Below are 23545 nucleotides of genomic sequence, written 5' to 3'. Positions count from 1 at the left end.
GTGCCGCTACGCCAGCCCGTCGGTTCCCGCCCCGCACACCAGCGCGCACACCGTCGCGCCCGGCCGCACCGTGACGGCGCCGGACATCAGGGCTGCAACGCCGGCGGCACCGCTGAGCTCGGCCGCCAGCCCGCATTCGAACCACAGCCAGCGGGCGGCCTCGCGCATCGCCTCGTCGGACACCAGCACGAGGTCGTCGACATTGGCCGACACCAGTTCGAAGTTCAGCGCCTCGGTGCGGCGCGGCGCCAGGGTGCCGGCCGCCGTGGTGATGGCGTCGAGGGTGACCATCCGACCGGCCGCCCGGCTGGCGTGGTGGGTCGGTGCGCCCTCCGGCTCGATCCCGACCACGCGGACGTTCGGGCGCAGCGCCTTGATGGCGGTCGCCACGCCGGCGATCAGCCCGCCGCCGCCGATCGCCACCAGCACGGTGTCGACCTCTGGGATCTGTTCGACGATCTCCAGCCCGACGGTGCCCTGGCCGGCGATCACCGCCGGCGGCGCGAACGGGTGCAGGAAGGTCATGCCCTCGGCTTCGGCGCGCGCGGTCGCGGCGACCGCCGCCTCGTCGAACACGCTGCCCTCGATCACCACCTCGGCCCCCCAGGCCTTCAGCTTCTCGGCCTTGGCCGCGGGGGCGCTGGTCGGCAGGTAGACCACCGCACGGGTGCCGCCCATGCGCGCCGCGTAGGCGACCGCCAGTCCGTGGTTGCCGCCGGACGCGGTGATCAGCCCGCGGCCGACCTGCTCCTCGGGCAGCGACAGCAGGGCGTTGGTGGCGCCGCGCACCTTGAAGCTGCCGGTCGGCTGCAGGCAGTCGAGCTTGAGCACGAGGCGGGAGTCCGGGATCACCGGCGTGCGCGCCGGGCCGACCTCGAGAACCGGCGACAGCCGGACCTTGCCGGCGATCCGGCCGCGGGCGGCGTTGATGTCGGCGAGGGTTACCGTATTCGACATCAGCCGGCGATCCCCCCGTCCACGATGAAGTGCTGGCCGGTGGTGTAGGCGCTCTCGTCGCCGGCCAGGTACACGGCCATGGCGGCGATCTCCTCGGCGGTGCCGAGCCGGCCGAGCGGCTGGCGGGCGATGAAGTCCTTGCGCGCCTGCACCGGGTCGTCGAAGGCGGCGATGCGGTCGTCCAGCGACGGCGACTGCACGGTGCCCGGGCAGATGCAGTTGCAGCGGATACCCTGGCGCAGGAAGTCGGCCGAGACCGACTTGGTCAGGCCGATCACCGCCGCCTTGCTGGTGCCGTAGACGAAGCGGAACGGGATGCCCTTCACGCTGCCCGACACCGACGACATGTTGATGATCGAGCCGCCGCCGGCCTTGATCATCGCCGGCAGGAACGCCCGGATCATCCGGTACATCGCCTTGACGTTCAGGTTCATCGAGAAGTCGAAGGCGTCCTCGTCGCATTCCAGGATGGTGCCGTGGTGGACGAAGCCGGCGCAGTTGAACAGAACGTCGACCGCGCCGATCTGGTCGGCCGCCGCCCTGATGGCGTCGGCGTCGAGCACGTCGAGCACATGGGTGGTGATGCCGGGCACGCCCTCCAGCTCGGCCAGCCTGGCCGGGTTGACGTCGGTGGCGATGACCTGGGCGCCCTCGCGCGCGTACGCCTCGACGGTGGCGCGGCCGATGCCCTGTGCCGAAGCGGTGACGAGCGCCCTCTTTCCCTGCAGCCGACCGGCCATGGGTGTCCTCCCGAATTGTCGTCTGGTCCGGCGTGTGGCCGGTCACGGGCCGGAGACTAGCCGATCCGTCGGCGCTGTCCACGGCCGTATGTCGTATGACGAGCGCGGCGGGCCGTCGCTAGCGTAGCGCCAGGCCCAGCCCCGTCACTACCAGCACCAGCCCGCCGACCGTGCCGGCGGTCAGTGGCTCGCCCAGCAGCGCCGTGCCCAGCAGGGCGGCGGTTACCGGGCTGAGTCCGAGGAACATGGTCACCCGGGTCGGCGGCGCGTGGCGGAGCGCGAACAGCCACAGCAGGTAGCCGACCGCGCTCGACAGGCCGATGAACAGGATCGCCGCCCAGCCGGCCAGGTCGACCTCGGGCCAGCCGGCGAACAAGCCCTCGCCGGCGGCGACCAGCGCCAGGAACCCGACCGAGGCGGCCATCGCGGTGAAACCGACCGACAGGGTCGGGTAACGCTGGAGATACGGCCGGTACAGCACCGAGCACAGCGCGCCGGTCAGTGCCGAGCCCAGCGCGGCGGCGGCGCCGATCCATTCGTCCGGCCCGCCGACCCCGGCGACTACGCCTTCGCCCAGGGTCAGCCCGACGCCCAGGATCGAGACCGTGACGCCGACCGCGACCCGCGCCGACGGCGCCTCGCGCCGCGTAGTGGCGCCGAGCAGCAGGGTCATCAGCGGGAAGGTGGCGAACAGCAGGCTGGCGCGGGCCGCCGGGATGTACTGCAGCGACAGGTTCAGCAACGCCACCAGCACGCCGAACTGCAGGATCCCGAGGATCGCGATCGGGGCGACGTCGCGGGCCCGGAACCGCGGCAGTCCGGACGACAGGACCACCGGTGCCAGGAACAGGCAGCCGACCGCGTAGCGCAGCAGGGCGAGCGAGCCGGGCCCGACCTGACCGACCGCGAACCGGGTCGCGACGATGGCGGCGCCGACCTGTACCCCGGTGCCGACGGCCGCCAGGATCGCCAGCCGGTACGGGCTCACAGGTCGAGGGCCCAGGTCTCGTCGACCATGTCGCGTCCGAAGGCGTGGTTCGGCGTGCGGTCCACCAGGGTGAAGCCGCCGGTCTCGTAGATGGTGCGGGCGGCCGTAAGGAAGTCGATCGTCCACAGCATCATGCGCCGGTAGCCGGCGGCACGGGCGAAGGCGACCGCCTCGTCGACCAGCCGACGACCGATCCCGAGCCCGCGGGCCGACGGCTCGACGTACAGCAGGCGCAGCTTGGCGGTGGTCTCGTCCAGGCGGACGACGGACACCGAGCCGACCGGCTCGCCGTCGCGCTCGGCCATCCAGCAGCGCTCGCAGTTCGGGTCGAAGTTGCGGATGAAGTTGGAGGCGATCTCGGCCACCAGGGCCTCGAAGCCGTCGTCGAAGCCGTATTCCCGGGCATACAGCGCGGCGTGGCGGTGGACGATCCAGCCCATGTCGCCCGGCCGGTGCGGCCGCAGCACGATCGTGGGCGCGGCCGGCCGGCGCTCGCCGATCAGCGTCTCGATGGTGTGCATGGCCTCGATCAGACGGGCCTGGTCGGCCTCGGCCAGCGGGGCGAGCACGGCCGCGACCTCGGCCCGCGAGCGCTGGTTCAGCGGCGCGAAGGCCTGGTCACCGGTTTCCGTCAGCCGCAGTTCCTGGCGGCGGGCATCGTTCTCGGCGGCCGAGGCGGTGACCAGCCCGCGCTCGCGGAAGCTGCGCAGCAGCCGGCTGAGGTAGCCCGGGTCGAGGCCGAGGTCGCGCCCGAGCTCGCTGGCGGTCACGCCCGGCCGGTGCGCCAGCTCGTACAGGATCCGGCACTCGGTCAGCGAAAACGAGCTGGCCAGCAGGCCTTCATTCAGCGCGCCGATGTGCCGGGTGATGAAGCGGTTGAAGGCGCGCACCGCTTCGATGCGGGAGTCGAGGTCGCTCATCGTGGACACCGCGTTAGTTCGTTGGCATAGTCAATTAAATGGTTGCTAATGTCAATTAAATATCAGATGCCAGTACCCTGGTTCCGGTGTCGTCGGCGTTGCGGCGGCGGGGCCGTTCGCTATGATCCGGCCGCAATGGTTCCGAAAACGCTTTCACCCCAGGAGTGACCGCCATGGCCGACGCCGATCCCGTGCGGCTGACCATCCGCCTCAACGCCGCCGACAACGTGGTCACCGCCCGCGCCGAGCTGCTGCCGGGCACCGAGATCGCCAGCGAGGGCGTGACCGTCGCCCAGCCGATCCCGTCCGGCCACAAGGTCGCGACCCGGGCGATCGCCAAGGGCGAGCCGATCCGCAAGTACGACCAGATCATCGGCTTCGCGGTCGAGGACATCGCGGTCGGCGAGCACGTGCACGTCCACAACGTCGAGATGCACGACTTCGAGCGCGACTACGCCTTCGGCGTCGACGCCAAGCCGACCGCGTACTTCAACGACAGCGACCGGGCGACCTTCCAGGGTTTCCGGCGCGCCAGCGGCCGGATCGGCACCCGCAACTACATCGGCGTGCTGACCAGCGTGAACTGTTCGGCGACCGCGGCGAAGTACATCGCCGAGGCGATCACCCCGGACGTCCTGGCGAAGTATCCGAACGTCGACGGCGTGGTCGCGCTGACCCATTCGACCGGCTGCGGCATGGCCGGCGACGGCGAGGGCTACGCCAACCTGCAGCGGGTGCTGTGGGGCATGGCGCGGCACCCGAACTTCGCCGGCGTGCTGATGGTCGGCCTCGGCTGCGAGGTCAACCAGATCGACTTTCTGCTCGAAGCCTACGGCATCAAGCGGGGCGAGGGCTTCCAGACCATGAACATCCAGGACGCCGGCGGCCTCAGGAAGACCGTCGAGTGGGGGTCCGGGATCATCAGGGACATGCTGCCGGAGGCCGACAAGGCCGAGCGCTCGGCGTGCCCGGCGAGCGAGCTGACCCTGGCCCTGCAGTGCGGCGGCTCCGACGCCTATTCCGGGATCACCGCCAACCCGGCGCTGGGTGAGGCCGCCAACCTGCTGGTCCGGCACGGCGGCACCGCGGTGCTGGCCGAGACCCCGGAGATCTACGGCGCCGAGCACCTGCTGACCCGCCGCGCGGTCAGCCAGGAGGTCGGCGAGAAGCTGATCGAGCGCATCAAGTGGTGGGAGGACTACACCGCGCGCAACGGCGGCGAGATGAACAACAACCCGTCGCCGGGCAACAAGCGCGGCGGCCTGACCACGATCCTGGAGAAGTCGCTGGGGGCGGCCGCCAAGGGCGGCACCACCAACCTGACCGGCGTCTACAAGTACGGCGAGCCGATCACCGCCAAGGGCTTCGTGTTCATGGACAGCCCGGGCTACGACCCGGCCTCGATCACCGGCGAGGTGGCGAGCGGCTCCAACATCGTGTGCTTCACCACCGGCCGCGGCTCGGTCTACGGCTGCAAGCCGGCGCCGTCGCTGAAGCTGGCGACCAACTCGACCATGTACAACCGGATGTCCGACGACATGGACATCAACTGCGGCGCCATCGTCGACGAGGGCGTGTCGGTCGAGGAGATGGGCCAGCGCATCTTCGACCGGCTGCTGGAGGTGGCGTCCGGCTCGCAGACCAAGTCGGAGGCCCAGGGCATGGGCGACAACGAGTTCATCCCCTGGCAGATCGGCGCGGTGATGTGAGCGAGTGGGTCCCGCGGTGAGCGGGTCCTTCGCCGACAGCTATCTCGGCAAGCTCCGGGCGGTGATCGGTAGCCGCCCGGTGCTGATGCCGGGCGCCCGGGTGATCGTCGAGGATTCGGCGGGCCGCATCCTGTTGATCAGGCGCGGCGACATGAAGCTGTGGGGCTGGCCGGCCGGGTCCGGCGAGATCGGCCAGTCGATCGAGGACACCGCCCGCCAGGAGCTGCTGGAGGAGGCCGGGCTGACGGCGCACCGGCTGGTGCCGGTCGGGTTCTCCAGCCACCCGGTCGACGACCGCATCCTGTACCCGAACGGCGACGTGCTGCACGCCTTCGCGATGATCTTCCACTGCACCGAGTGGGCGGGCGAGCCGCAGGCCGACGGCCACGAGAGCCTGGACGTCCGCTGGTTCGCCCAGGACGCCCTGCCGGAGGACCGCACCCTGGCGGTGTCCCGCACCCTCGGCGCCCTGCAGCGCTACAAGGCGACCGGCGGGGCGTTCCAGCTGATCTGAGCGGGGGCCCTCTGCCGCCCGTCGCTCCGTGGGTCCCGGAGCCGCCCGCTGGCGCGGGCCCTCCGGGATGACGGAAGAGAGGTGATCGCCAACCGACCCTGCCCATTACCCAATATCGTCATTCCGGAGGGGGCGCGTGAGCGCCCGGCTCCGGAACCCACCGGCCGCCGTGGGGCAACCGCAATGGCCCTACTGGAAGAGCCCCAACAGGACCTGCGGTGCCTGGTTGGCGATGCCGAGGGTCTGGGTGGCGAGCTGCTGGCGGACCTGGATCGAGTTGAGCTCGGCCGAGGTCCGCGCCATGTCGGCGTCGACGATGTTGCCGAGGCCTTCCTCGGTGGCGTCGAGGACGCCCTGCAGCTGCTCGGTCTGCAGCTCGAGCTGGCGCAGGTCGCTGCCGAGCTCGCCGAGCGCGTCGTGCACCAGCTGCTGGTCCTGGTCGAACTGGGTGAGCGCGTTCAGGGCGTTGGCCGGGCTCGAGATGTCCTCGTTGGCCAGCCGGGCGTAGGCGAGGTCGAGGCGCTGGCCGCGCAGCCGGATGGTGTCGCCCTCCAGGTTCGAGAGCACGTCGACGTCGCGCACCGTGCCGACCGCCAGGTTGAACGGGATCGCCACCTCGATGAGGATGTTGATGCCGTTGTACTCGGCGTTCTCCAGGACCTGCCGCATCTGGGCGAGCAGCTCCTCGTAGTCGTCCTGCAGGATCTGCTGCTGCTGGGCGGTGTTGCCCTGGTTGGCGCCCTCGGTGATCTTCTTGCGGATGTCGGCCATCAGGTCGGATACCGCGGTGGCGCCGGCCAGGGCGACCTTGGCGATGCCCTTGGCGTTGTTGAGGCCCTGGATTACCGCGCCGGCGGCCTTTATATCGCCGCGCAGGCCCTGGGCGATCGCGAAGTTCGAGGCGTCGTCGACGGCGCCGCGGACCTTCCGGCCGGTCGAGACCTGCTCGCCGACGGTGCCGGCACGGCGGTTCGCGGCTTCGAGGTTGCGAAGCGCGGTCAGGGCTTCCGGGTTGGTGTTGACCGACATCACCATGGACCCGGCAATGCAAGATGGGTGCCGCTGAGAGGTTGACGTGGCCAAGTTTCCGCTGATCCTGCCGAGCGACCCGGCGTTCTACGAACTGCCGCCGCCACCGGGCTCCGAGCCGCGCCCGAGCCTGGAGGACATGCTGGCCGAGGCGGCGGCGCCGGAATCCGAGGACGAGGAAGCCGAGGCGCGCGAGGACGACGGAGATGCCGCGAACGATCCGCCGGTCCTGGCGGGCTCGTGCGACGCCCATATCCACGTGTTCGGCGATCCCGAGCGCTTTCCGTACCGCGACGGCGGCGACTACCGGCCGAAACCGGCATCGGCCGACGACTACGCCAGGCTGCGCCGGCGGCTCGGTCTCGACCGCGCTGTGGTGGTGCAGTCGAGCGCTCACGGCTTCGACCACGGCTGCCTGCTCGACGCGCTGGCCCAGTTCGACGGCGGACCGGACGGGGCGACCGGGCGGGCGCGCGGCGTCGCGGCGGTCGGCCCGGCGGTGTCCGACGGCGAGCTGCGCGACCTGGACGCCGCCGGCTGCGTGGCGACCCGGTTCCAGATGCGCGACCCCTGGCGGCTGATCGAGTGGACCGAGACCGATCGGCTGGCCGGCCGGGTCCACGACACCGTCGGCTGGGACGTCGAGCTGCAGATGGACGGCCGGTTCCTGCACGAGGTCGAGGAGCGCCTGCGGTCGTGGCCGGGCCGCGTGATCCTCGACCATGTCGGCTGCTTCCTCGGCCCGGTCGGCGACCGCGAGCCGGGGCTGCGCGCGCTGCTGCGCCTGATCGACGCCGACAAGGTGTGGGTCAAGCTGTCCGGCCCGGAGGAGAGCTCGAACGAACGCCCGAAGCACGGCCAGCGGCCGCGCTACCGCGACGTCGAGCGGATCGCCCGGCTGCTGATCCGGTTCGCGCCCGAGCGGCTGGTCTGGGGGTCGAACTGGCCGCACCCGTCGGCCCGCGGCGCGGTCCCCGACGATCGCTGGCTGCTCGACCTGCTCGGCGAGTGGACCGAGGACGAGGGGCTGCGGCGGCGGATCCTGATCGACAATGCGGCCGCGCTGTTCGGCTTTCCGGAGCCGGTTTCGCCGTGACCCTGCAGGCGGCCTTCGAGGCGGCCGGCGGGCTCGCCCTGTTCCTGCTGGCGATGAGCATGATGACCGACGGCCTGCGCCTGTTCGGCGGGGCCGGGCTGAAGCGGCTGCTCGAGCGCTCGACCGCGACGCGGATCAAGGGGGCCGCGGTCGGCGCCCTGGTCACCGCGCTGGTGCAGTCGTCCTCGGCGGTGACGGTGGCGACCATCGGCTTCGTCAACGCCGGCATCCTGAAGCTGCCGCACGCCGTCGGCGTGGTGTTCGGCGCCAACATGGGCACGACGATGACCGGCTGGCTGGTCAGCCTGACCGGCATCGGCTTCAAGGTCGACGCGCTGGCGCTGCCGATCCTGGCGGTCGGCATGGCGCTTCGGCTGATCGCACCGGGCCGGCGCCTGCAGGGCCTCGGCGAAGCGCTGGCCGGGTTCGGCCTTTTCTTCCTGGGCATCGACATCCTGCAGGGCGCCTTCGGGGCGCTGTCCGGGGGGCTTGCCGAGCGCCTGCCGGCGGCCGCCGGCCTGACCGGCGTGCTGGTCTATCTCGGCATCGGCTTCGGCGCGACCGTGCTGACCCAGTCGTCGAGCGCCTCGATCGCCCTGATCCTGACGGCCGCCGGCCAGCAGCTGATCGGCTTCGACGCCGCCGCGGCGGCGATCATCGGCGCCAATGTCGGCACCACCAGCACGGCCGCCTTCGCGGTGATCGAGGCGACGCCGAACGCGAAACGCGTCGCGGCCGGGCACATCCTGTTCAACCTGCTGACCGGGGTGGTGGCGCTGGCCTTGCTGCCGCTCCTGCTGCAACTGGTCCAGATGGCCAATGGCTGGCTGGAGGTCGGCGGTCGGCCGGAGCCCGCCCTGGCACTGTTCCACACGCTTTTCAACCTGCTCGGCGTGGTGCTGCTGCTGCCGGTCGCCGATCACATCGCCGGCCTGCTCGGCCGGCTGTTCCGGACGGTCGAGGAGGACCTCGGGCGGCCGCGTCACCTGGACGCCACGGTGTCGGCGACCCCGGCCCTGGCGCTGGCGGCACTGCGCGAGGAGCTGCGCCGGATGCGCCGGCTGGTCCTCAGCAACGTCGCCGCCGCCCTGGCCGCGACCGAGGCGCGACCGGACCGGATGGCGCGCCGTGCCGAGGCGGTGGCCGGCCTCGGCACGGCGATCACCGAGTTCGCAACCACCACCCGGATGTCGAGCCTGCCGCGCGACGACGCCGAGACCCTGCCGGAGCTGATCCGGGTGGCGCGCTACCTGATGGAGGCGTCGCGGCTGACGCCCAGGCTGAACGGGCTGCGGGCGGCGATGCTCGAGCCGCAGAACGGTGCCGCCCGGCCGATCGTCGAGGCCTACCTCGCGCGCCTGCGCCAGACCTTCTCGGCGCTGTCCGAGACCGAGGCCGAGCTCGATGCCGGCGATCTGGCGGTGGCGGAGCTGGAAGGCGTCTACCAGACCGCCAAGGCCGGCCTGCTGCGGCTCGGAGCCGACCGGCGGCTGTCGGTCGACCGGCTCGATCTTCTGCTCGAAGGCTTCAGCGGCTGCCACCGCCTGGTCGACCAGTTCGCCAAGGCCGACCGGCGGCTGCGCCGGCCGGCCGGGCAGGTCGCCGACGACCCGGGCGACGAGCCGGAACCGGTGCTTGAGCCTGAGCCCGGGGCGGTGTCGCCGGACGGGCCCGAGGCGCCCGCCCGGCGACCCGTGGCGGATCAGAACGACGCGCTGACCCGCAGGTAGACCGAGCGTCCCGGCTCGTTGACCTGCACCTCGGTCGGGTCGAACGAGTTCGACCGGTTGAGGTGGTAGGCGTAGGTCCGGTCGAACAGGTTGGTCACCCCAACCCGCAGCTTGAAGGGCGCCACCATGTCGACGCTGGCGTAGATGTCCTGGGTCAGCCAACCCGGGGTCTCCCCCGCATCCCGGCCGGAGCCGGTCGCCGGGTCGGAGTCGACCCGAGTCTGCTTCATCGCTCCCCGCAGGGTGGTGCCGATGCTCCAGCCGTCGGCCTCGTAGGCCAGGCCGACCTTGCCCTCGAGCGGCGGGATCTGCGCCAGCGGCTGGCGGTCGTCCAGGTTGCTGCCGTAGGTGTAGGTGGCGTCGCCCGACACCACCCAGTTGCCGCCGAACCGGTAGCGGCCGTTCACGGTGAAGCCGGACAGCAGCGCGTCGACGTTGCGGTACACCGTCGCCCCGTTGCTGAGCTGGATGCCGTCCTGGCCGCGGGCGGTGTCGCGCAGGATGAAGTCGCCGACCCGGTCGACATAGGCGATGGCGCCGACCGACCAGGCCTTGGCTCCGGTCTGCACCCCGATCTCGGCCTGGTGGTGGGCCTCCGGCTCGATGTCCGGGTTGCCGACCCAGCTGCTCGCCATCATGTCGGACGCCATCGACCGCTCGGTGGCGTCGGCGGTCCGCACGCTGCGGCTGAACCCGACATGCACGGTGGTCGCCGGGTTCAGGTCGTACTCCAGCCGGGCCAGGCCGCCGAGGTTGTTCTCGGCCCGGTCGTCGCCGGTGGTGCCGTAGTACAGGCGGTACAGGTCGTTTGCGCTGCGGCCGGTCGAGGCGACGACCTCGCCGGCGCGGCCGAGCTCGGCGTCGACCCGGTCGTAGCGGGCCCCGAGCACCAGCCGGGTGGTGCCGGTCAGTTCGGTCGTGCCTTCCGCGAACACGCCGAACTGGCGGATGTCGGTGTCCGGCCACATCAAAGAGTTCAGCTGGGTCACGTTGCTGTCGGACATGCCGCGGTAGCGCAGTGCCTCGCGCTGGTTGCGCTGCACGTCGAGGCCGACGGTCAGAAGGGTCGCGCCGAGCGGCAGGTCGGCCGCCAGGCTGCCGCCGTAGGTGTCGGACTCGGAATCGACCCGCATCGCCATCGCCGCCGTCCAGTCGCGGAGCGAGTAGTTGTCCATCACGTGGTCGACGGCCGTGACGTAGGCGTCGGCCCGGACCTCGCTGACCGGCCCGTTCTGGAGCGGGACCGCCAACCGGCCGCGCAGGGTGCGAGACTCGTCCAACGGCGCATCCATGGCCGCACCCTCGTACAGCGCGTCGTCGACCCGGGCGAACCCGGTGCCGATCGAGAACGCGGCACCGCCGGCGGTCTTGTAGCCGGCGGTCAGGTCGATCGAGCGCTGCGAGAACCCGCTGCGGATCTCGTTGCCGCTGCCGTCGTCGTAGTTTTCGGCCTCCTTGACGGCCCCGACCGCCCGGACATAGGCGCCGTGCGATCCGGCGGCGACGTCGGCGTAGCCCTCGCGGGTGTTGCCGTTGGCGTCCCAGCCGCCGCCGACGTCCGCCTCGTACGGCTTGCCGTCGGCCAGGACCGGCGCCGTCCGTTCGAACGCCACGTGGCCGCCCGGCCCGCCGGGGCCGCGCGTCACGGTCTGGTAGCCCTGCGACACGGTGACCCGGTCGAAGGTCTCGACCGGCGCGAACGAGCTCGGCGGGTCCATCCGGTTCGGGCAGCCGCCGAACAGGTAGGCGCCGTCGCTGGTGATGTTCAGCTGGTTGCCCTGCAGGCCGCGGATCACCGGGTCGATGCCGTGCCCGCCCATGCGGGTGCCGGAGACCCCCGGCACGCTGCGCAGGTAGTCGCCGCCATCGGCCGCGGGCAGTACGTCGGCGGCACGGGGATCGGTCGTCGCGGTCGCCGGGATGGTCAGCCGCGGCGCCTCGACGACGACCGCCGGCATGGACGCGCCGGTGGTCGGGGTGGCCGTCGTCTGGGCGGTCGCGGGAGTGGCGGACGCTGCGGCGGCGGCGACGCCGGCCAGCAGGATGGAATGCAGGCCTTCGCGGCCTCCGGTCTGGGTCATGTCGGTTCTTCCGTTTGACGTGGATCGGGTGTCGCGGCGGTTGCCGCGCCGAGGGGTCAGCGGAAGCGGGGCGGGTCCCGGGGTCGGCCCGGGCGACGGATCGGGCGTGCGGGGGCGGGTCGGCGGTGCGGTGCCTTCCGACGCCGCAGGGTAGCGATCGTCGGGCGCGCGATCGCCGGCGCATCCGGCGCCGGCAGGGCCGGGGCGTGCGTCCCGATCAGGCACAGGACGCAGGGGCGGGATCGGCGGATCGGGGCTTCGCCGGGCGAGCCGGTGGGATCGGGGCGGTCGCCGGTCAGCGAAAGGTAGACGACGCCGTCGGGCGTGCAGATCGCAATGGCGCCCGGTCCCGGCAGGGCCGGGTTGCCGGGCGGTGCGGCGGCCAGCGGAGCCACCAGGTCGGCGAACAGCAGCGCTGCGACCGTCAGCCATGTTGCGACTCGCCGCCGGACGACCTGCCGCCGGGTGGTCCGGCTATGGAGGACGTTGCCCCTCATCGGCTCATGTCAGGCGAAAGGTCACGGGCACCTCTGCCACCGCCTCGACCGCAAGGCCGTTCCGGCGGGCCGGCTCGAACCGCCATTGCCGGACGGCTTCCAGGGCGGCGCGATCGAGCAGGGCGAAGCCGCTGCTGCGGGCGACGGCGAGGGAACGGCACCGCCCGTCGGGGCCGACCGTGACCGCCAGCACGACCGTGCCCTCCCATCCTTTCAGGCGAGCCTGGCGTGGATAGGCGGGCACGGGATTGCCGGCTGCGGCGGCGACCGGGCGGGCGATGTCAGTGGCTCGACCGTTGGCCAGGCCCGGAACGGCCGCGCCCGCGGTCTGCGTTGCCGGGCTCGCCGAGGTGGCCTGGCCCCCGGTCGGCGGTGGCGGTGTCTTGCGGCGCTCCGTCAATTCGGTCGCGGTGACGGCCTCGGGTGACGGGGCCGCGGCGTCGGGCACGTCCCGCCGCAGGGCGACGGTTTCCGGGTGCGGCGGTGCTGCCTGCGCCGAACCGGGGGCCGCAGCCGCGGGCACGGGAATCGGGCGGGCCGGCGACGGTATTGGCGCACGCGGAGCCCGGGCGATCGGTGCCTGCGGGACGGGAGCCTGCGGGACGGGAGCCTGCGGGACCGGTGCTGCAGCGGCCCGGGCCGGCGTGGCCGCAGCCACAGGGGCCTGTACCGGCGCGACGGCGGCCGGGACCGCCTTCGCCGGTTCGGCTGCGGAAGCGCGCGCCGCCCGCACGGCGACGTACGGCACGACCGTGAACGGCACGGCGATCACGGCCGGGGCCGGCACCGGGGTCGTCGTGGCGCCGACAAGGTCGAGCAGCGCGCCGGCAAGCGCCAGGTGCAGGCAGAGCGAGACGGCGACCGGTCCGCCGAACGCGGCGCCGGACGCAGTGGTCGGGCGATGCATGGGGGAATCTCCCCGTGACCTCGACGAGGTCGGGTTCGATCGAGTCCGGCCGCCGCACCGCACGGGAGTGCGGCAGGCGTCGCCGGGGCTGCTACGAACTCAGAGCGGGGCGGGTGGGGCGCGCGGCTGAACCCGGGCGACCGCCGGGCCGGCCGGGCAGGTGACCGGCGGCGGTGCCGCGAAGGCGGCGGTCGACGTCGGTTCGACGCCGACGGCAGGCAGCACGGGCAACACGGCGGTCAGGTGGCCGGCGGCCATCAGGCAGACCGGGCAGGCCGGGCTGGTCGGCCCGGGGCGTTCGTCCTCGCTGCCGCCGATCGGCTTGGCGGCCGGGCCGGCGGCGCCGCAGATCGAGGCGGCGATGTCGAACGCCTGTCCCCGGCTGTCCGCCGGCAGCTCGCTCAGCGCGAGGGCGTGGCCGACGCCGAGGCCCAGCCGCAGCAGCACCGCGAACACCGCCAGCATGGCCGCGAACTGGGTCCACGGCCTGGCGGCGATCCGCGACGCCATTCGCCGACGGCGGCTGATGGGACGGGCCTTCCTCACGGCTTCCTGCGAACTGTCCACGCGGGTCGGTACTTAAGCGGTCGCGCAACAATAGCCTTCGAACGCGCGTTGGCAACCACCTGCGGATCCGGGAACCCTATTGCCGCCGGAACACCACCGTCAGGTTGTCGGCGGGCATCGGCTGGACCAGGTCCAGGGCGAGCCCGGCGGCACCGGCGGCCGGCACCATCTCGCACTCCAGGTCGCGAATCCCCCAGGCCGGGTTCTCGGCCCGCAGGCTGGCGTCGAACGCGGCGTTGCCGTCGCCGGTGTGGACCCCGTCACGCCGGAACGGGCCGTACAGGACCAGCGGGTCGCCGGGCCGCAGCAGGGCGGCCGCGCCCGCCAGGATGCCTTCGGCCACCGGCCAGGGGGCGATGTGGACGACGTTGGTGGCGACCATCGCCCGGATATCGTCGCGCGGCTCCAGCGGCCACTCGGCGAGCGGGGCCGCTGCGTCCAGCAGCCGCGGCGGCAGCGGCCGGGCGGCGGCCGGCGGCAGCAGGGCGGCCCAGGCCTGCAGGCTCCCGGCCAGGGCCGGCCGCGGGTCGGTCGGCAGCCAGCGCAGCGGTGCCAGGGCGGCCGCGAACGCCGTCGCGTGCTGGCCGCTGCCGGAGCCGATCTCCAGGACGGTGCCGGATTGCGGCAGCACCCGGCGCAGCACCGCCAGCAGCGGCCCGGCATTGCGCCGGGCGGCCGGGGCGTCGCCGGCCGCCGGGGGAGCCGGGCGGTCGAGCGGCGGCGGCACCGGCTGGTCGGCGAGGACGGTCGGCGGCAGGACGGTCGGCCGCGGGACGGCGGCGGGGGCTGACGGGGCGTTCATGACCGCCTATGTAGACGTCATCCCCTTGACCCCGCAATGCGCCGGAGGCGCCGATGTTGGCCCGATTGCAGCGTTTTCTCGACAGGCTCGACGGCGGCGGCGGGTCCGCGACGGCGCCGCGCGACGAACTCGCCACGGCGGCGGCGGTGCTGCTGGTCAAGGCCGCGGCCCTCGACGGCGGGGTCGACGACCGCGAGCGCGCGGTTGCGGCAGATCGTCTCGTCGAACGGTTCGGCGTGCCGCGCGACGAGATCGACCGGGTGATGGCGGAGGCGGCGCACGCCGCCGAGGAATCGGTCGATCTGTACGGCTTCACCCGGGTCCTGAAGGACCGGCTGGACCACGACGGCCGGCTGATGCTGATGGAGGCGCTGTGGGAGGTGGTGTACGCCGACGGCACGCTGCACGACTACGAGGCGCAGCTGATGCGGCGTCTCGCCGGGCTTCTGTACGTCGGCGACCGGGATAGCGGGATCGCGCGCAAGCAGGCGCTTGCGAAACTCGGTCTTGATGAGGCGGGTTCGAGCGACTAAACAGCGGCGGGTCGAGCCCCGGAGGAGACGTCGATGACCTACGTCGTCACGGAAGCCTGCATCAAGTGCAAGTACACCGACTGCGTGGAGGTGTGTCCCGTGGACTGCTTCTACGAAGGCGCCAACATGCTGGTCATTCACCCCGACGAGTGCATCGACTGCGGCGTGTGCGAGCCGGAGTGCCCGCCCGAGGCGATTCTGCCCGACACCGAGTCGGAGGCGGAAAAGTGGCTCGAGCTCAACCGGGAGTATTCCGAGCGCTGGCCGAACATCACCCGGAAGATCGACGCCATGCCCGAGGCCGACGCGATGCAGGCCGAGAAGGGCAAGTTCGACCGATTCTTCAGCCAGGAGCCGGGGGAGGGAACCTGACTCCGGGCGGCGCTATTCCCGGTTTCGGGAGCGTCATTGTCACCCGGGATTAAGACTCCGGTAACAACTGTCTGATTTAACGCATTCGTGGCGTTTCGCCCCGGGTTCGCGGTGCTTGTCCGCGGCCGTGCCCTACCATTGTGCCCCGATTTGTGGTACTGTCCCCTTCGTTCGGAGTCGGGACGGAGAGTCATTCCCGGCCCCGTCCCCGCAAACCGTGGGACCAGTGACGGAACCTGAGTGTTTCGGACTGTCGTTCGGCGTCGATCGTGACGCCGCGATGGCGCGCCGGGTGGGGTGGCGCGTCGCTGGACCTGCGCGGGATCTTGGGATGGATGTGAAACAGAGAGCCCGATGACAAAGAAGAGCGAATTCAAGACCGGCGATTTCGTTGTGTACCCGACGCACGGCGTCGGGCTGATCAAGGGGACGGAGACACAGATCGTAGCCGGCACGGAACTCGACCTGCTGGTGATCGACTTCGAGCAGGACCGGATGACGCTGCGGATTCCGCTCGGCAAGGCCCGGACCAGCGGCCTGCGCCGGCTGAGCAGCCGCAAGCAGATGGACGCCGCGCTGCAGAAGCTGAAGGGCCGGGCGAAGGTGCGCCGGACCATGTGGTCGCGTCGGGCCCAGGAGTACGAGGCGAAGATCAACTCCGGCGACCCGGTGTCGATCGCCGAGGTGGTGCGCGACCTGCGGCGCTCCAGCAACCAGGCCGACCAGTCCTACAGCGAGCGCCAGATGTATCAGGCGGCGCTCGACCGGCTGGCCCGCGAGTTCGCCAAGATCGAGCAGATCGACGAGACGGCCGCCGTGGACCGGCTCGAGAAACTGATGGACGCCGCCTGAGCGACGCCGGACGGCGCGCCCGGGGGGAACGCCCGGGGGTGACGGGAAAAGGGGGCGGTGCCGCGGCGCCGCCCCGTTTCGTTGACCGGATCGGAACGGTCACGGCCACGCGGTCGGATTGATGCCCTGACCGGATTTCTGTTGTGCCGGAGCGGCTGCACGCCGCCGGCTCCCCCTTTCGCGGCGTCGGGCGGCCTGCTATCACCGAGTCCCGACGACACCGCGCCGGACCACTGCGACCCCGGATGCCGACGACCAGCCCGACCGAACCAGCCACCGAGCGCTTCATCGATCTGTCGCGCGCCCGGCGGATTTGGGCCATCGCCGCGGTCCACGGCGCGGCCGACCGCCTGGCGGAGCTGCACGACGCGATCGGCGCCAGGTTCGAGAGCGGCGACCGCGTAGTCTATCTCGGCGACCTGATGGGCGGCGGCGACGTCCGGGCCACCCTGACGGAGGCCTTGCGGTTCCGCCGGCTGGTCCTGGCCCAGCCGCCGCTGTATCTGCCCGAGGACGTCGTCTATCTGCGCGGCCGGCAGGAGGAGATGTGGCACAAGCTGCTGCAGATCCACTTCGCGCCGAAACCGAAGGAACTGCTGCGCTGGATGCTCGGGCGCGGCGTCGAGGCGACGTTGCGGGCCTACGGCGGCGATCCCGAGCAGGGGTTCGCGGCCGCCAACGAGGGCATGCTGGCGCTGACCCGGTGGACCGGCCGGCTGAAGGCGGCGATGCAGGCGGCACCCGGTCACCAGGTCTGGTTCTCCAGCCTGCGGCGCTATGCCCATACCGGCCCCGGCGGCGTGCTGTTCGTGCACGCCGGTCTCGATCCGGCCCGCCCGCTGGCCGACCAGCGCGACGCCTTCTGGTGGGAAAGCGGCACGTTCTCCCGGGCGGCCGCCGGCTACAACGGCTTCGCCCGGATCGTCCGCGGTCACGATCCGGACGGCGGCGGCTGGTCGGAGGACGGGATCACCCTCACGATCGACGGCGGCTGCGGTCGGGACGGGCCGCTGATCGCCGCCTGCCTTGCCCCGGACGGCGTTCTCCTGGACCGCCTCGAGGCCTGACGCCCGGCGCCCGGTGATCCAGGCGCCCGCTCGCTCCGTACATGGTTTGAAGGCTGGGTGCCTTCATGGTGACGGGGGGCTCGATCATGGCGCAGTTCGCAGGTCCGAACACCCAGGCGGCCGATGCCGCCTTCTTCCGGTCGGCCATGCGCGAGCCGTTGCTCGAGCGCGACCACGAGCTCGAGCTTGCCCGGCGCTGGCGGGAAGATGGCGACGAGAAAGCCCTGCACCGGCTGGTCCGGGCCTATACCCGCCTGGTGATCGGTACGGCCAGCCGGTTCCGCCACTACGGCCTGCCGCTCGCCGACCTGGTCCAGGAAGGCAATGTCGGCCTGATGCAGGCGGCGGCCCGGTTCGAGCCCGAACGCGAGATCCGGTTCTCGACCTACGCCACCTGGTGGATACGCTCCGCCATGCAGGACTACATCCTGCGCAACTGGTCGATCGTCCGGATCGGGACGACCACGGCGCAGAAGTCGCTGTTCTTCAACCTGCGGCGGCTGCGGGCCCGCCTGCAGGATCCGTCGGAGACGACGATGTCCGGAGAGGTCCGCGATGCGATCGCCGAGCGCCTGGGCGTCCCGCTGCGCGACGTCGAGGCGATGGAGGGCCGGCTGGGCGGCCAGGACCAGTCGCTGAACGCCACGGTTTCGGAGGACGGCGAGGACGACTGGCAGGGGCTGCTGGCCGACGAACGGCCGAGCCCCGAGCAGGTCGTCACGGGCATGCGCGACTCCCGGACGCTCTCGAAATGGCTGGCGGAGGCCCTGGCCGACCTGAACCCGCGCGAGCGCATCATCATCGACCAGCGTCGGCTGCGCGAGGAGGGGGCGACGCTCGAGGAACTCGGGCGTGACCTCGGCATCTCGAAGGAACGGGTCCGCCAGCTCGAGAGTCGGGCGCTGCTGAAGCTGCGCGAGCGGCTGGCCGACCGCATGGCCAGCCCGAACGACCTGATCCCCGAGTTTTGAGCCCGGCGATCCGGCCTGCAGGGCCGGTCAGTCGACCACGGTCTTCACCAGCGACCCCGGCTGCGGCTGCTCGCCGGGGGCGAGGCCGTTCAGGACCCGGAAACGGGCCTCGGCGAACGGCCCTTCGGGCAGCGACCGCGCCAGCCCGGCGACGGAGTCACCCGGCCGGGCGGTTCGGACCTGCAGCCGATACGGCCGCTCGCGAGCCGCCTCGGCCTCGCTGATCCGCCGGAAGCTCAGCGCGGTCTGCCGCAACGCCTCCGCCTGTCTCGGCGTATCGTCGGCCGGCGTTGCGAACAGGAACCGGTAGATCCGGCCGTCACCGCCATCGAGGGCGACCAGCCGGATATCGACCGGCCCGCGGTTCGAGGAGACCCGCGTCACCCCGGTCGCGCCCTGCATGCCGTTGCTGTCGAAGCGGGTCAGGTTGGTCAGCGGCAGCCGGGCCCCCCAGCGCCGGGTTATGTACCGCAGCATGTCGTGCTCACCCTCCTGGCGGGCGGCGTCGAACCGGATCTCGGCGCCGTTCGGGGCGCGGGCGCGGACCGCCGTCGGCCCGTTGAGCAGCACGAAATCCGCCGGGACCGTGAATTCGAACCGCAGCTTCGGATGCACGAAGCGCCGGCCCCGCACATAGCCCTGCTCGGGCGAGTCGCCGTACAGCATGCCGTCGAGCCGGCGCAGATACGGCTCGCGGTCGACGATCCCGCCCTGGGCGGCGAGGCCGATGCTGGCGGCGCGGGCCTCCTGCACCCGGTCGATGGTCCGCGGGTGCGTCGCCATCAGGCTGTACTCGTCAGGGTCGGAGCCGGTCCCGAGGATCTCGGCGTCCAGCCGGCTCTTGTCGCGCAGCCGGGCGAGGAACGACGCCATGGCGTCCGGCTGATAGCCGGCCCGGACCAGATAGCGCAGGCCGAGCGAGTCGGCCTCGAACTCCTGCTCCCGGCTGTAGCCGCGCAGGATCAGGCCGCCGCCGAGGTTCAGCAGGTCGGCGGCCCCGCGGTCGCCGATCGCCGCCCCCAGGATGGCGGCGCCGAGGCCGACCCAGACCGCCCGCCCCTGCTGCTGGGCGCCGTGCCGCGCCGTGACGTGGGCGATCTCGTGGCCGATCACGCCGGCCAGCTCGGCCTCGCTGTCGGCGAGCGCCAGCAGGCCGCGGGTCACGTAGACGTAGCCGCCGGGCAGGGCGAAGGCGTTCACCACCGGCGAGTCCAGCACAGTGAAGGTGAACGGCAGCTGCGACTGCTCGGAGTTGGCCACCAGCCTGGCGCCGATGCCCGCGACGTAGGCCTGGATCGCGTTGTCGTCGTAGACCCCGCCGAACTCGGCGAGGATCTTGGGGTGCTGCTCGGCCCCGACCTGCCGTTCCTCCTCCGGCGACATCAGCGTGAATATCTGCTGGCCGGTGGCGGGGTTGGTCGAGCAGCCGCCGACCCCGGCCGCCCCGACCGCGACGCTCGCGGCGAGCAGCAGGGATGCGATCCGGCGGCGAATTCCGATCGTCGGTTTCATCGGCGCGTCACGGTCTCCGGCTGTTCATGGACTCGAACGTCGCAAGGGTAGTTTTCCGTCATTCCTCCAGGACCTCCAGCCCCTCCGGGTGGGTAAGGTCGATCATCGGGCCGTTCAAGGGGAAGACCCAGCCGCGGCCCCGCACCCGTCGTCCGGTCAGGTCGGCGAGGTCGATGCCGGCGCGCGCGAAGACCTGGCGGACGTCCGGCCTGGCGCGGAACGTGAAGTCGCGCCGCCAGTCGGGGCCGAAGTTGAGGTAGGCGGTGCCGCGGACGACCGCCGCGTCGACCACGCGGCCCTCGACGACCTGCACGCTGTCGAGGTCGCCCCAGGTCTCGGCCGGGTTGCGGACCCGGTAGAACCGCTCGCGCCAGATCCCGCTCCGGGCGGCGCGGGCGGTGCGCTCCAGGTCGAGCATCAGCCGGGCGCCGGTGGCGGTCCGGGGCTGGGTGTAGACCCGCGCCAGGCCCGTCATCAGCAGGGTGCCCTGCATCCACAGCCCGTCGTCGCGGACGACGTGGGCGAGGCTTCGGCCCCAGCGGTCCTCGCGGTCTTCCGGGTGCCAAAGGGTGACGTCGTTCCCCAGCAGCGCATGGCCGACCGCGGTCGCCGCCTCGGTCGCGAGCGGCCAGGCCGGGCGGTCGCCGCGGGCCGGCTCGGGCGTCTGGATGCCGGCGAGGCGGACGGTGGTGCCGTCCTCCAGATCGATGGTGCCGCCGTCGCGGATCGCCGACACACGTCCCGTCTCGCCCCGGGCCAGTCCGTCGGGCGCGGCGGGACCGGGGCGGGCGCCAGCCGTCCCGGCGGGTCCGGCCAGGACCAGGCACGCCAGCCCCGCGCCCACCCGACGCCGGGTGATGCGGGGCTTGCCGTAGGCCGGTCGTTGCCGATCGAAGATCACACTTGAGACTACCAGCATCCGGCGAGGAATGCGGAGCCGGATGCCGTCCTCCCGCAAGGAGCGGAAGGCCGGACGGCGGGGAGGCGGCGCCGTCCGGCCGGACGCCGGCTGTCGTGCGTCAGCCGCGAAGGCTGCGCAGCATCCAGGCGGCCTTGTCGTGGGTGGCCAGCCGGCCGGTCAGCAGGTCGGCGGTGGCGTCGTCGCCGGCGCTCCCGGCAGCCGCGATGCCGGCCTTCAGTGTCGCTCCGACGGCCTCGTTGCCGGCGGCGAGATCGTCGATCATCGCCTTGGCGTCAATGCCCTCCTGGGCATCGGCGATCCTGCTGATCTCCCGGAACGCCTGCAGGCCGCCCGGCGCGGCGGCGCCCAGGGCACGGATGCGCTCGGCCAGTTCGTCGACCGCGCCGAAGGCGTCGGTGTACTGCTCCTCGAACAGGTTGTGCAGGCCGAAGAAGTTCGGGCCGACCACGTTCCAGTGGTAGTTCTGGGTCTTCAGGGCCAGGGTGAAGGTGTCGGCCAGGGCCTGTTCCAGGGCCTTGACGACGGGATCGGTGTTGCGGGTCATCGTGCCTCTCCTTGTCGGTTCCGCGGCCGTCGCCGGCGGTCCGGCGCAACGGCTACGAGACAAAACATAGGTGTTCGGATACCGTCATCCAATCGATTGGTCCGCAAGCTTCGATAGGTTTGATCTATGACATTCCGGGGACTCTCGCTGCGTGACCTGGAGTACGTGGTGGCGGTCGCCGACCACGGCCATTTCGGCCGGGCCGCCGAGGCCTGCCGGGTCAGCCAGCCGTCGCTGTCGTCGGGGGTCCGCAAGGTCGAGGACGCGATCGGGGTGCGGGTGTTCGAGCGCACCAGCCGCCGGGTCATGCCGACCCGGGTCGGCGAGGAGGTGGTGCTGCGGGCCCGCGCCGTGCTCGCCGCGGCGGCCCGGATGATGGATGCCGGGGTCGAAGCGACCGCGCCGCTCGCCGGCCCGTTCGCGCTCGGGGCGATCGCCACCGTCGGTCCGTATCTGTTCGCGCACTCCCTGGCACCGTTGCGCGAGGCCTATCCCGAGCTGCTGCTGACCATCGAGGAGGGGCTGACCGAGCACCTGCTCACCCGCCTGCGGGAAGGCGCCCTGGACGCGGTCGTGCTGTCGCCGCCGATCGACGACCACGGCCTGGAACTCATCCCGCTGTATCGCGAGCCGTTCCGCCTGGCGGTGGAGGCGCAGTCGCCGCTGGCGAGCACGCCGTCGGTGCACGTCGCCGACCTGGATCCGGCCGGCGCGGTACTGCTCGAGGAGGGCCATTGCCTGCGCGACCAGGCGCTGTCGCTGTGCGGCGGCACCGGGCACCGGCCGCGCCACACCGCGATGAGCCTGGAGACCCTGAAGGCGATGGTGGCGGCCGGCATCGGCTACAGCCTGGTGCCGGCGGGGGCGGTCCCGGGCGAGACCGATCTCGGCGGGCTGGTCCGTTATCGGGTGCTGGCGGAGGAGAAGATCGGCAGGACGGTGGCGCTGGCCTACCGGCGTTCGCGCGACCGGGTCGACGACGTCCGTCGGATGGCCGGGATCCTGCGCGACCACGGTCCGCCCGGCACTTTCGCCATCGCCGGTCTTTGACAATCCCGGGGCAGCGCCCGATAACGGCCCGGGGCGCCGCCCGATCGCGGCAGCGCATCGACAGACGAGGGTGCGGTGGCGCGCGACGACCTGTTTCCCGAGATACCGTTCCACCGAAGCGGGTTTCTCGACGTAGGCGACGGCCACCGGCTGTACTGGGAGGAAAGCGGCAACCCGGCCGGCACTCCGGTGGTGTTCCTGCACGGCGGCCCCGGTTCCGGCACCTCGCCGGCGCAGCGCCGGTTCTTCGATCCGCAAGGCTGGCGGATCGTGCTGTTCGACCAGCGCGGCGCCGGCCGCTCGACGCCGCACGCCTCGGTGCAGGCCAACACCACGCCGCATCTGGTCGCCGACATGGAGCGGCTGCGCGAGCACCTGGGGATCGACCGTTGGATGGTGTTCGGCGGCTCCTGGGGCTCGACCCTGGCGCTCGCCTACGGCCAGGCGCACCCGGCGCGTTGTCTGGGCTTCATGCTGCGCGGCATCTTCCTCGGCCGGCCGAGCGAGGTGGAGTGGTTCCTGACCGGCATCCGGCTGCTGTATCCGGACGCCTGGCGCCGGTTCGCCGAGTTCCTGCCGGAAGCCGAGCGCGGCGACCTGCTGAGCGCCTACCACCGCCGCCTGTTCGATCCGCGGCCCGAGGTGCACCTGCCGGCGGCCCGCAGCTGGGCGCGCTACGAGGCGGCGTGCTCGGCGCTGGTGCCGGATCCGCGGCAGCTCGCCGACATGGAGAACGACCAGCACTCGCTGGCGCTGGCCCGGATCGAGGCGCACTACTTCGCCAACCGGCTGTTCCTGCCGCCGCAGGGCCTGCTGGCCGGGATGGACCGGCTGGCCCGGCACCCGGCGGTCATCGTCCAGGGCCGCTACGACGTGATCTGCCCGATGGCCTCGGCCGACCTGCTGGCGCGGACCTGGACCGGGGCCGAGTTCGTGGTGGTCCCCGACGCCGGCCACGCCGCCATGGAGCCCGGCATCCGCCGCGCCCTGGTCCGCGCCACCGAGCGCCTGAAGACGCTGGTGGCGGCGTAGTTCCAGCCCTCATTGCCAGTCGCGCCCGTCGTCGCCCCGTGGGTTCCGGTTCGGTCCGTCCCGCGGAGCGGGTCGCCCCGTCCAGCAACTGTACGCGTTGTTGTCAAGCGTCTGCGGGTCTGAATGGCCTTTGTTCCTTGACCATGGTGTTGA

General features: G+C 72.0%; 24 protein-coding genes. 11 read left to right on the top strand and 13 right to left on the bottom strand.

Annotation, left to right across the window (positions count from 1 at the left end; genetic code table 11):
* Window positions 1-6: 6 nt before the first annotated feature.
* The 4 genes from IE246_RS26410 to IE246_RS26395 all read right to left on the bottom strand — a co-directional run bounded on the left by IE246_RS26410 (window position 7) and on the right by IE246_RS26395 (window position 3605).
* Entirely contained in the window at window positions 7-957 is a 951-nt protein-coding gene (locus tag IE246_RS26410) for a threonine ammonia-lyase (RefSeq protein ID WP_189995439.1), read from the bottom strand.
* On the bottom strand, window positions 957-1697 hold the full coding sequence (locus IE246_RS26405; protein WP_189995437.1) for an SDR family oxidoreductase: 741 nt from the start codon (window positions 1695-1697) through the stop codon (window positions 957-959). The genes IE246_RS26410 and IE246_RS26405 overlap by 1 nt, the downstream gene beginning before the upstream one ends.
* Before the next feature lie 118 nt (window positions 1698-1815).
* Complete coding sequence (locus IE246_RS26400; RefSeq protein ID WP_189995435.1) at window positions 1816-2685, bottom strand: DMT family transporter; 870 nt, start codon at window positions 2683-2685, stop codon at window positions 1816-1818.
* Window positions 2682-3605: a bifunctional helix-turn-helix transcriptional regulator/GNAT family N-acetyltransferase gene (locus IE246_RS26395; protein WP_189995433.1), complete on the bottom strand. Its 924-nt coding sequence runs from the start codon at window positions 3603-3605 to the stop codon at window positions 2682-2684. Before IE246_RS26395 ends, IE246_RS26400 begins: the two co-directional genes overlap by 4 nt.
* 173 nt (window positions 3606-3778) lie before the next feature.
* Between IE246_RS26395 and IE246_RS26390 the strand changes: the two genes are divergently transcribed.
* The gene (locus tag IE246_RS26390) at window positions 3779-5314 is read left to right on the top strand and encodes a UxaA family hydrolase (RefSeq protein WP_189995432.1); all 1536 of its coding nucleotides are present in this window, start codon (window positions 3779-3781) and stop codon (window positions 5312-5314) included.
* Between the two features lie 16 nt (window positions 5315-5330).
* Entirely contained in the window at window positions 5331-5828 is a 498-nt protein-coding gene (locus tag IE246_RS26385) for an NUDIX domain-containing protein (protein WP_189995431.1), read from the top strand.
* A 189-nt stretch (window positions 5829-6017) separates the two neighbouring features.
* Here the strand turns inward: IE246_RS26385 and IE246_RS26380 are convergent, their stop codons facing one another.
* The gene (locus IE246_RS26380; RefSeq protein WP_229837525.1) at window positions 6018-6857 is read right to left on the bottom strand and encodes a flagellin; all 840 of its coding nucleotides are present in this window, start codon (window positions 6855-6857) and stop codon (window positions 6018-6020) included.
* A gap of 46 nt (window positions 6858-6903) precedes the next feature.
* On the opposite strand from IE246_RS26380, the gene IE246_RS26375 reads away from it, so the two are divergent.
* The gene (locus IE246_RS26375; RefSeq protein WP_189995429.1) at window positions 6904-7953 is read left to right on the top strand and encodes an amidohydrolase family protein; all 1050 of its coding nucleotides are present in this window, start codon (window positions 6904-6906) and stop codon (window positions 7951-7953) included.
* Entirely contained in the window at window positions 7950-9683 is a 1734-nt protein-coding gene (locus tag IE246_RS26370; protein WP_189995428.1) for a Na/Pi cotransporter family protein, read from the top strand. Before IE246_RS26375 ends, IE246_RS26370 begins: the two co-directional genes overlap by 4 nt.
* On the opposite strand, the gene IE246_RS26365 is transcribed toward IE246_RS26370, so the two are convergent.
* From IE246_RS26365 to IE246_RS26350, 5 genes are all read right to left on the bottom strand, one after another.
* Entirely contained in the window at window positions 9656-11764 is a 2109-nt protein-coding gene (locus tag IE246_RS26365) for a TonB-dependent copper receptor (protein ID WP_189995427.1), read from the bottom strand. The genes IE246_RS26370 and IE246_RS26365 overlap by 28 nt on opposite strands.
* 56 nt (window positions 11765-11820) lie before the next feature.
* Window positions 11821-12261 carry a DUF2946 family protein gene (locus IE246_RS28280; RefSeq protein WP_373297912.1) on the bottom strand — a complete coding sequence of 147 codons (441 nt, stop codon included), beginning with the start codon at window positions 12259-12261 and terminating at the stop codon, window positions 11821-11823.
* Window positions 12262-12265: 4 nt separating this feature from the next.
* Window positions 12266-13168 (bottom strand): energy transducer TonB, encoded by a 903-nt coding sequence (locus IE246_RS26360; protein WP_189995426.1) that lies wholly within the window; start codon window positions 13166-13168, stop codon window positions 12266-12268.
* Window positions 13169-13267: 99 nt separating this feature from the next.
* Entirely contained in the window at window positions 13268-13678 is a 411-nt protein-coding gene (locus IE246_RS26355; RefSeq protein ID WP_189995425.1) for a DUF2946 family protein, read from the bottom strand.
* Window positions 13679-13811: 133 nt separating this feature from the next.
* The gene (locus IE246_RS26350) at window positions 13812-14537 is read right to left on the bottom strand and encodes a DUF938 domain-containing protein (protein WP_189995424.1); all 726 of its coding nucleotides are present in this window, start codon (window positions 14535-14537) and stop codon (window positions 13812-13814) included.
* 53 nt (window positions 14538-14590) lie between these two features.
* Here IE246_RS26350 and IE246_RS26345 point away from each other — a divergent pair, with 53 nt between their 5' ends.
* From IE246_RS26345 to IE246_RS26325, 5 genes are all read left to right on the top strand, one after another.
* Window positions 14591-15070 (top strand): tellurite resistance TerB family protein, encoded by a 480-nt coding sequence (locus IE246_RS26345; protein ID WP_189995422.1) that lies wholly within the window; start codon window positions 14591-14593, stop codon window positions 15068-15070.
* Between the two features lie 33 nt (window positions 15071-15103).
* On the top strand, window positions 15104-15442 hold the full coding sequence (fdxA, locus tag IE246_RS26340; protein WP_189995421.1) for a ferredoxin FdxA: 339 nt from the start codon (window positions 15104-15106) through the stop codon (window positions 15440-15442).
* Window positions 15443-15796: 354 nt separating this feature from the next.
* Window positions 15797-16294, top strand: coding sequence for a CarD family transcriptional regulator (locus tag IE246_RS26335; protein ID WP_189995418.1), 498 nt, complete (start codon window positions 15797-15799; stop codon window positions 16292-16294).
* Between the two features lie 245 nt (window positions 16295-16539).
* A complete protein-coding gene (locus IE246_RS26330) occupies window positions 16540-17361 on the top strand; it encodes a hypothetical protein (protein ID WP_189995416.1) in 822 nt (273 codons plus the stop codon).
* An 86-nt stretch (window positions 17362-17447) separates the two neighbouring features.
* Window positions 17448-18332, top strand: coding sequence for an RNA polymerase factor sigma-32 (locus tag IE246_RS26325; RefSeq protein WP_189995414.1), 885 nt, complete (start codon window positions 17448-17450; stop codon window positions 18330-18332).
* A gap of 27 nt (window positions 18333-18359) precedes the next feature.
* On the opposite strand, the gene IE246_RS26320 is transcribed toward IE246_RS26325, so the two are convergent.
* From IE246_RS26320 to IE246_RS26310, 3 genes are all read right to left on the bottom strand, one after another.
* Complete coding sequence (locus tag IE246_RS26320) at window positions 18360-19844, bottom strand: M48 family metalloprotease (RefSeq protein ID WP_189995412.1); 1485 nt, start codon at window positions 19842-19844, stop codon at window positions 18360-18362.
* Between the two features lie 58 nt (window positions 19845-19902).
* Window positions 19903-20580: a thermonuclease family protein gene (locus IE246_RS26315; protein ID WP_189995411.1), complete on the bottom strand. Its 678-nt coding sequence runs from the start codon at window positions 20578-20580 to the stop codon at window positions 19903-19905.
* Window positions 20581-20863: 283 nt separating this feature from the next.
* Entirely contained in the window at window positions 20864-21310 is a 447-nt protein-coding gene (locus IE246_RS26310) for a Dps family protein (protein ID WP_189995409.1), read from the bottom strand.
* Between the two features lie 126 nt (window positions 21311-21436).
* Here IE246_RS26310 and IE246_RS26305 point away from each other — a divergent pair, with 126 nt between their 5' ends.
* Both IE246_RS26305 and pip read left to right on the top strand, forming a co-directional pair.
* The gene (locus IE246_RS26305) at window positions 21437-22360 is read left to right on the top strand and encodes a LysR substrate-binding domain-containing protein (protein ID WP_189995408.1); all 924 of its coding nucleotides are present in this window, start codon (window positions 21437-21439) and stop codon (window positions 22358-22360) included.
* 75 nt (window positions 22361-22435) lie between these two features.
* Complete coding sequence (gene pip / locus IE246_RS26300; RefSeq protein WP_189995407.1) at window positions 22436-23392, top strand: prolyl aminopeptidase; 957 nt, start codon at window positions 22436-22438, stop codon at window positions 23390-23392.
* Window positions 23393-23545: the final 153 nt, after the last annotated feature.

Source organism: Thalassobaculum fulvum (assembly GCF_014652915.1).
In the GTDB taxonomy this organism is placed as follows: Bacteria; Pseudomonadota; Alphaproteobacteria; order Thalassobaculales; family Thalassobaculaceae; genus Thalassobaculum_A; species Thalassobaculum_A fulvum.
Note: the sequence above shows the minus strand (reverse complement) of the source record. Positions and strands in the feature narration are given on the sequence as shown.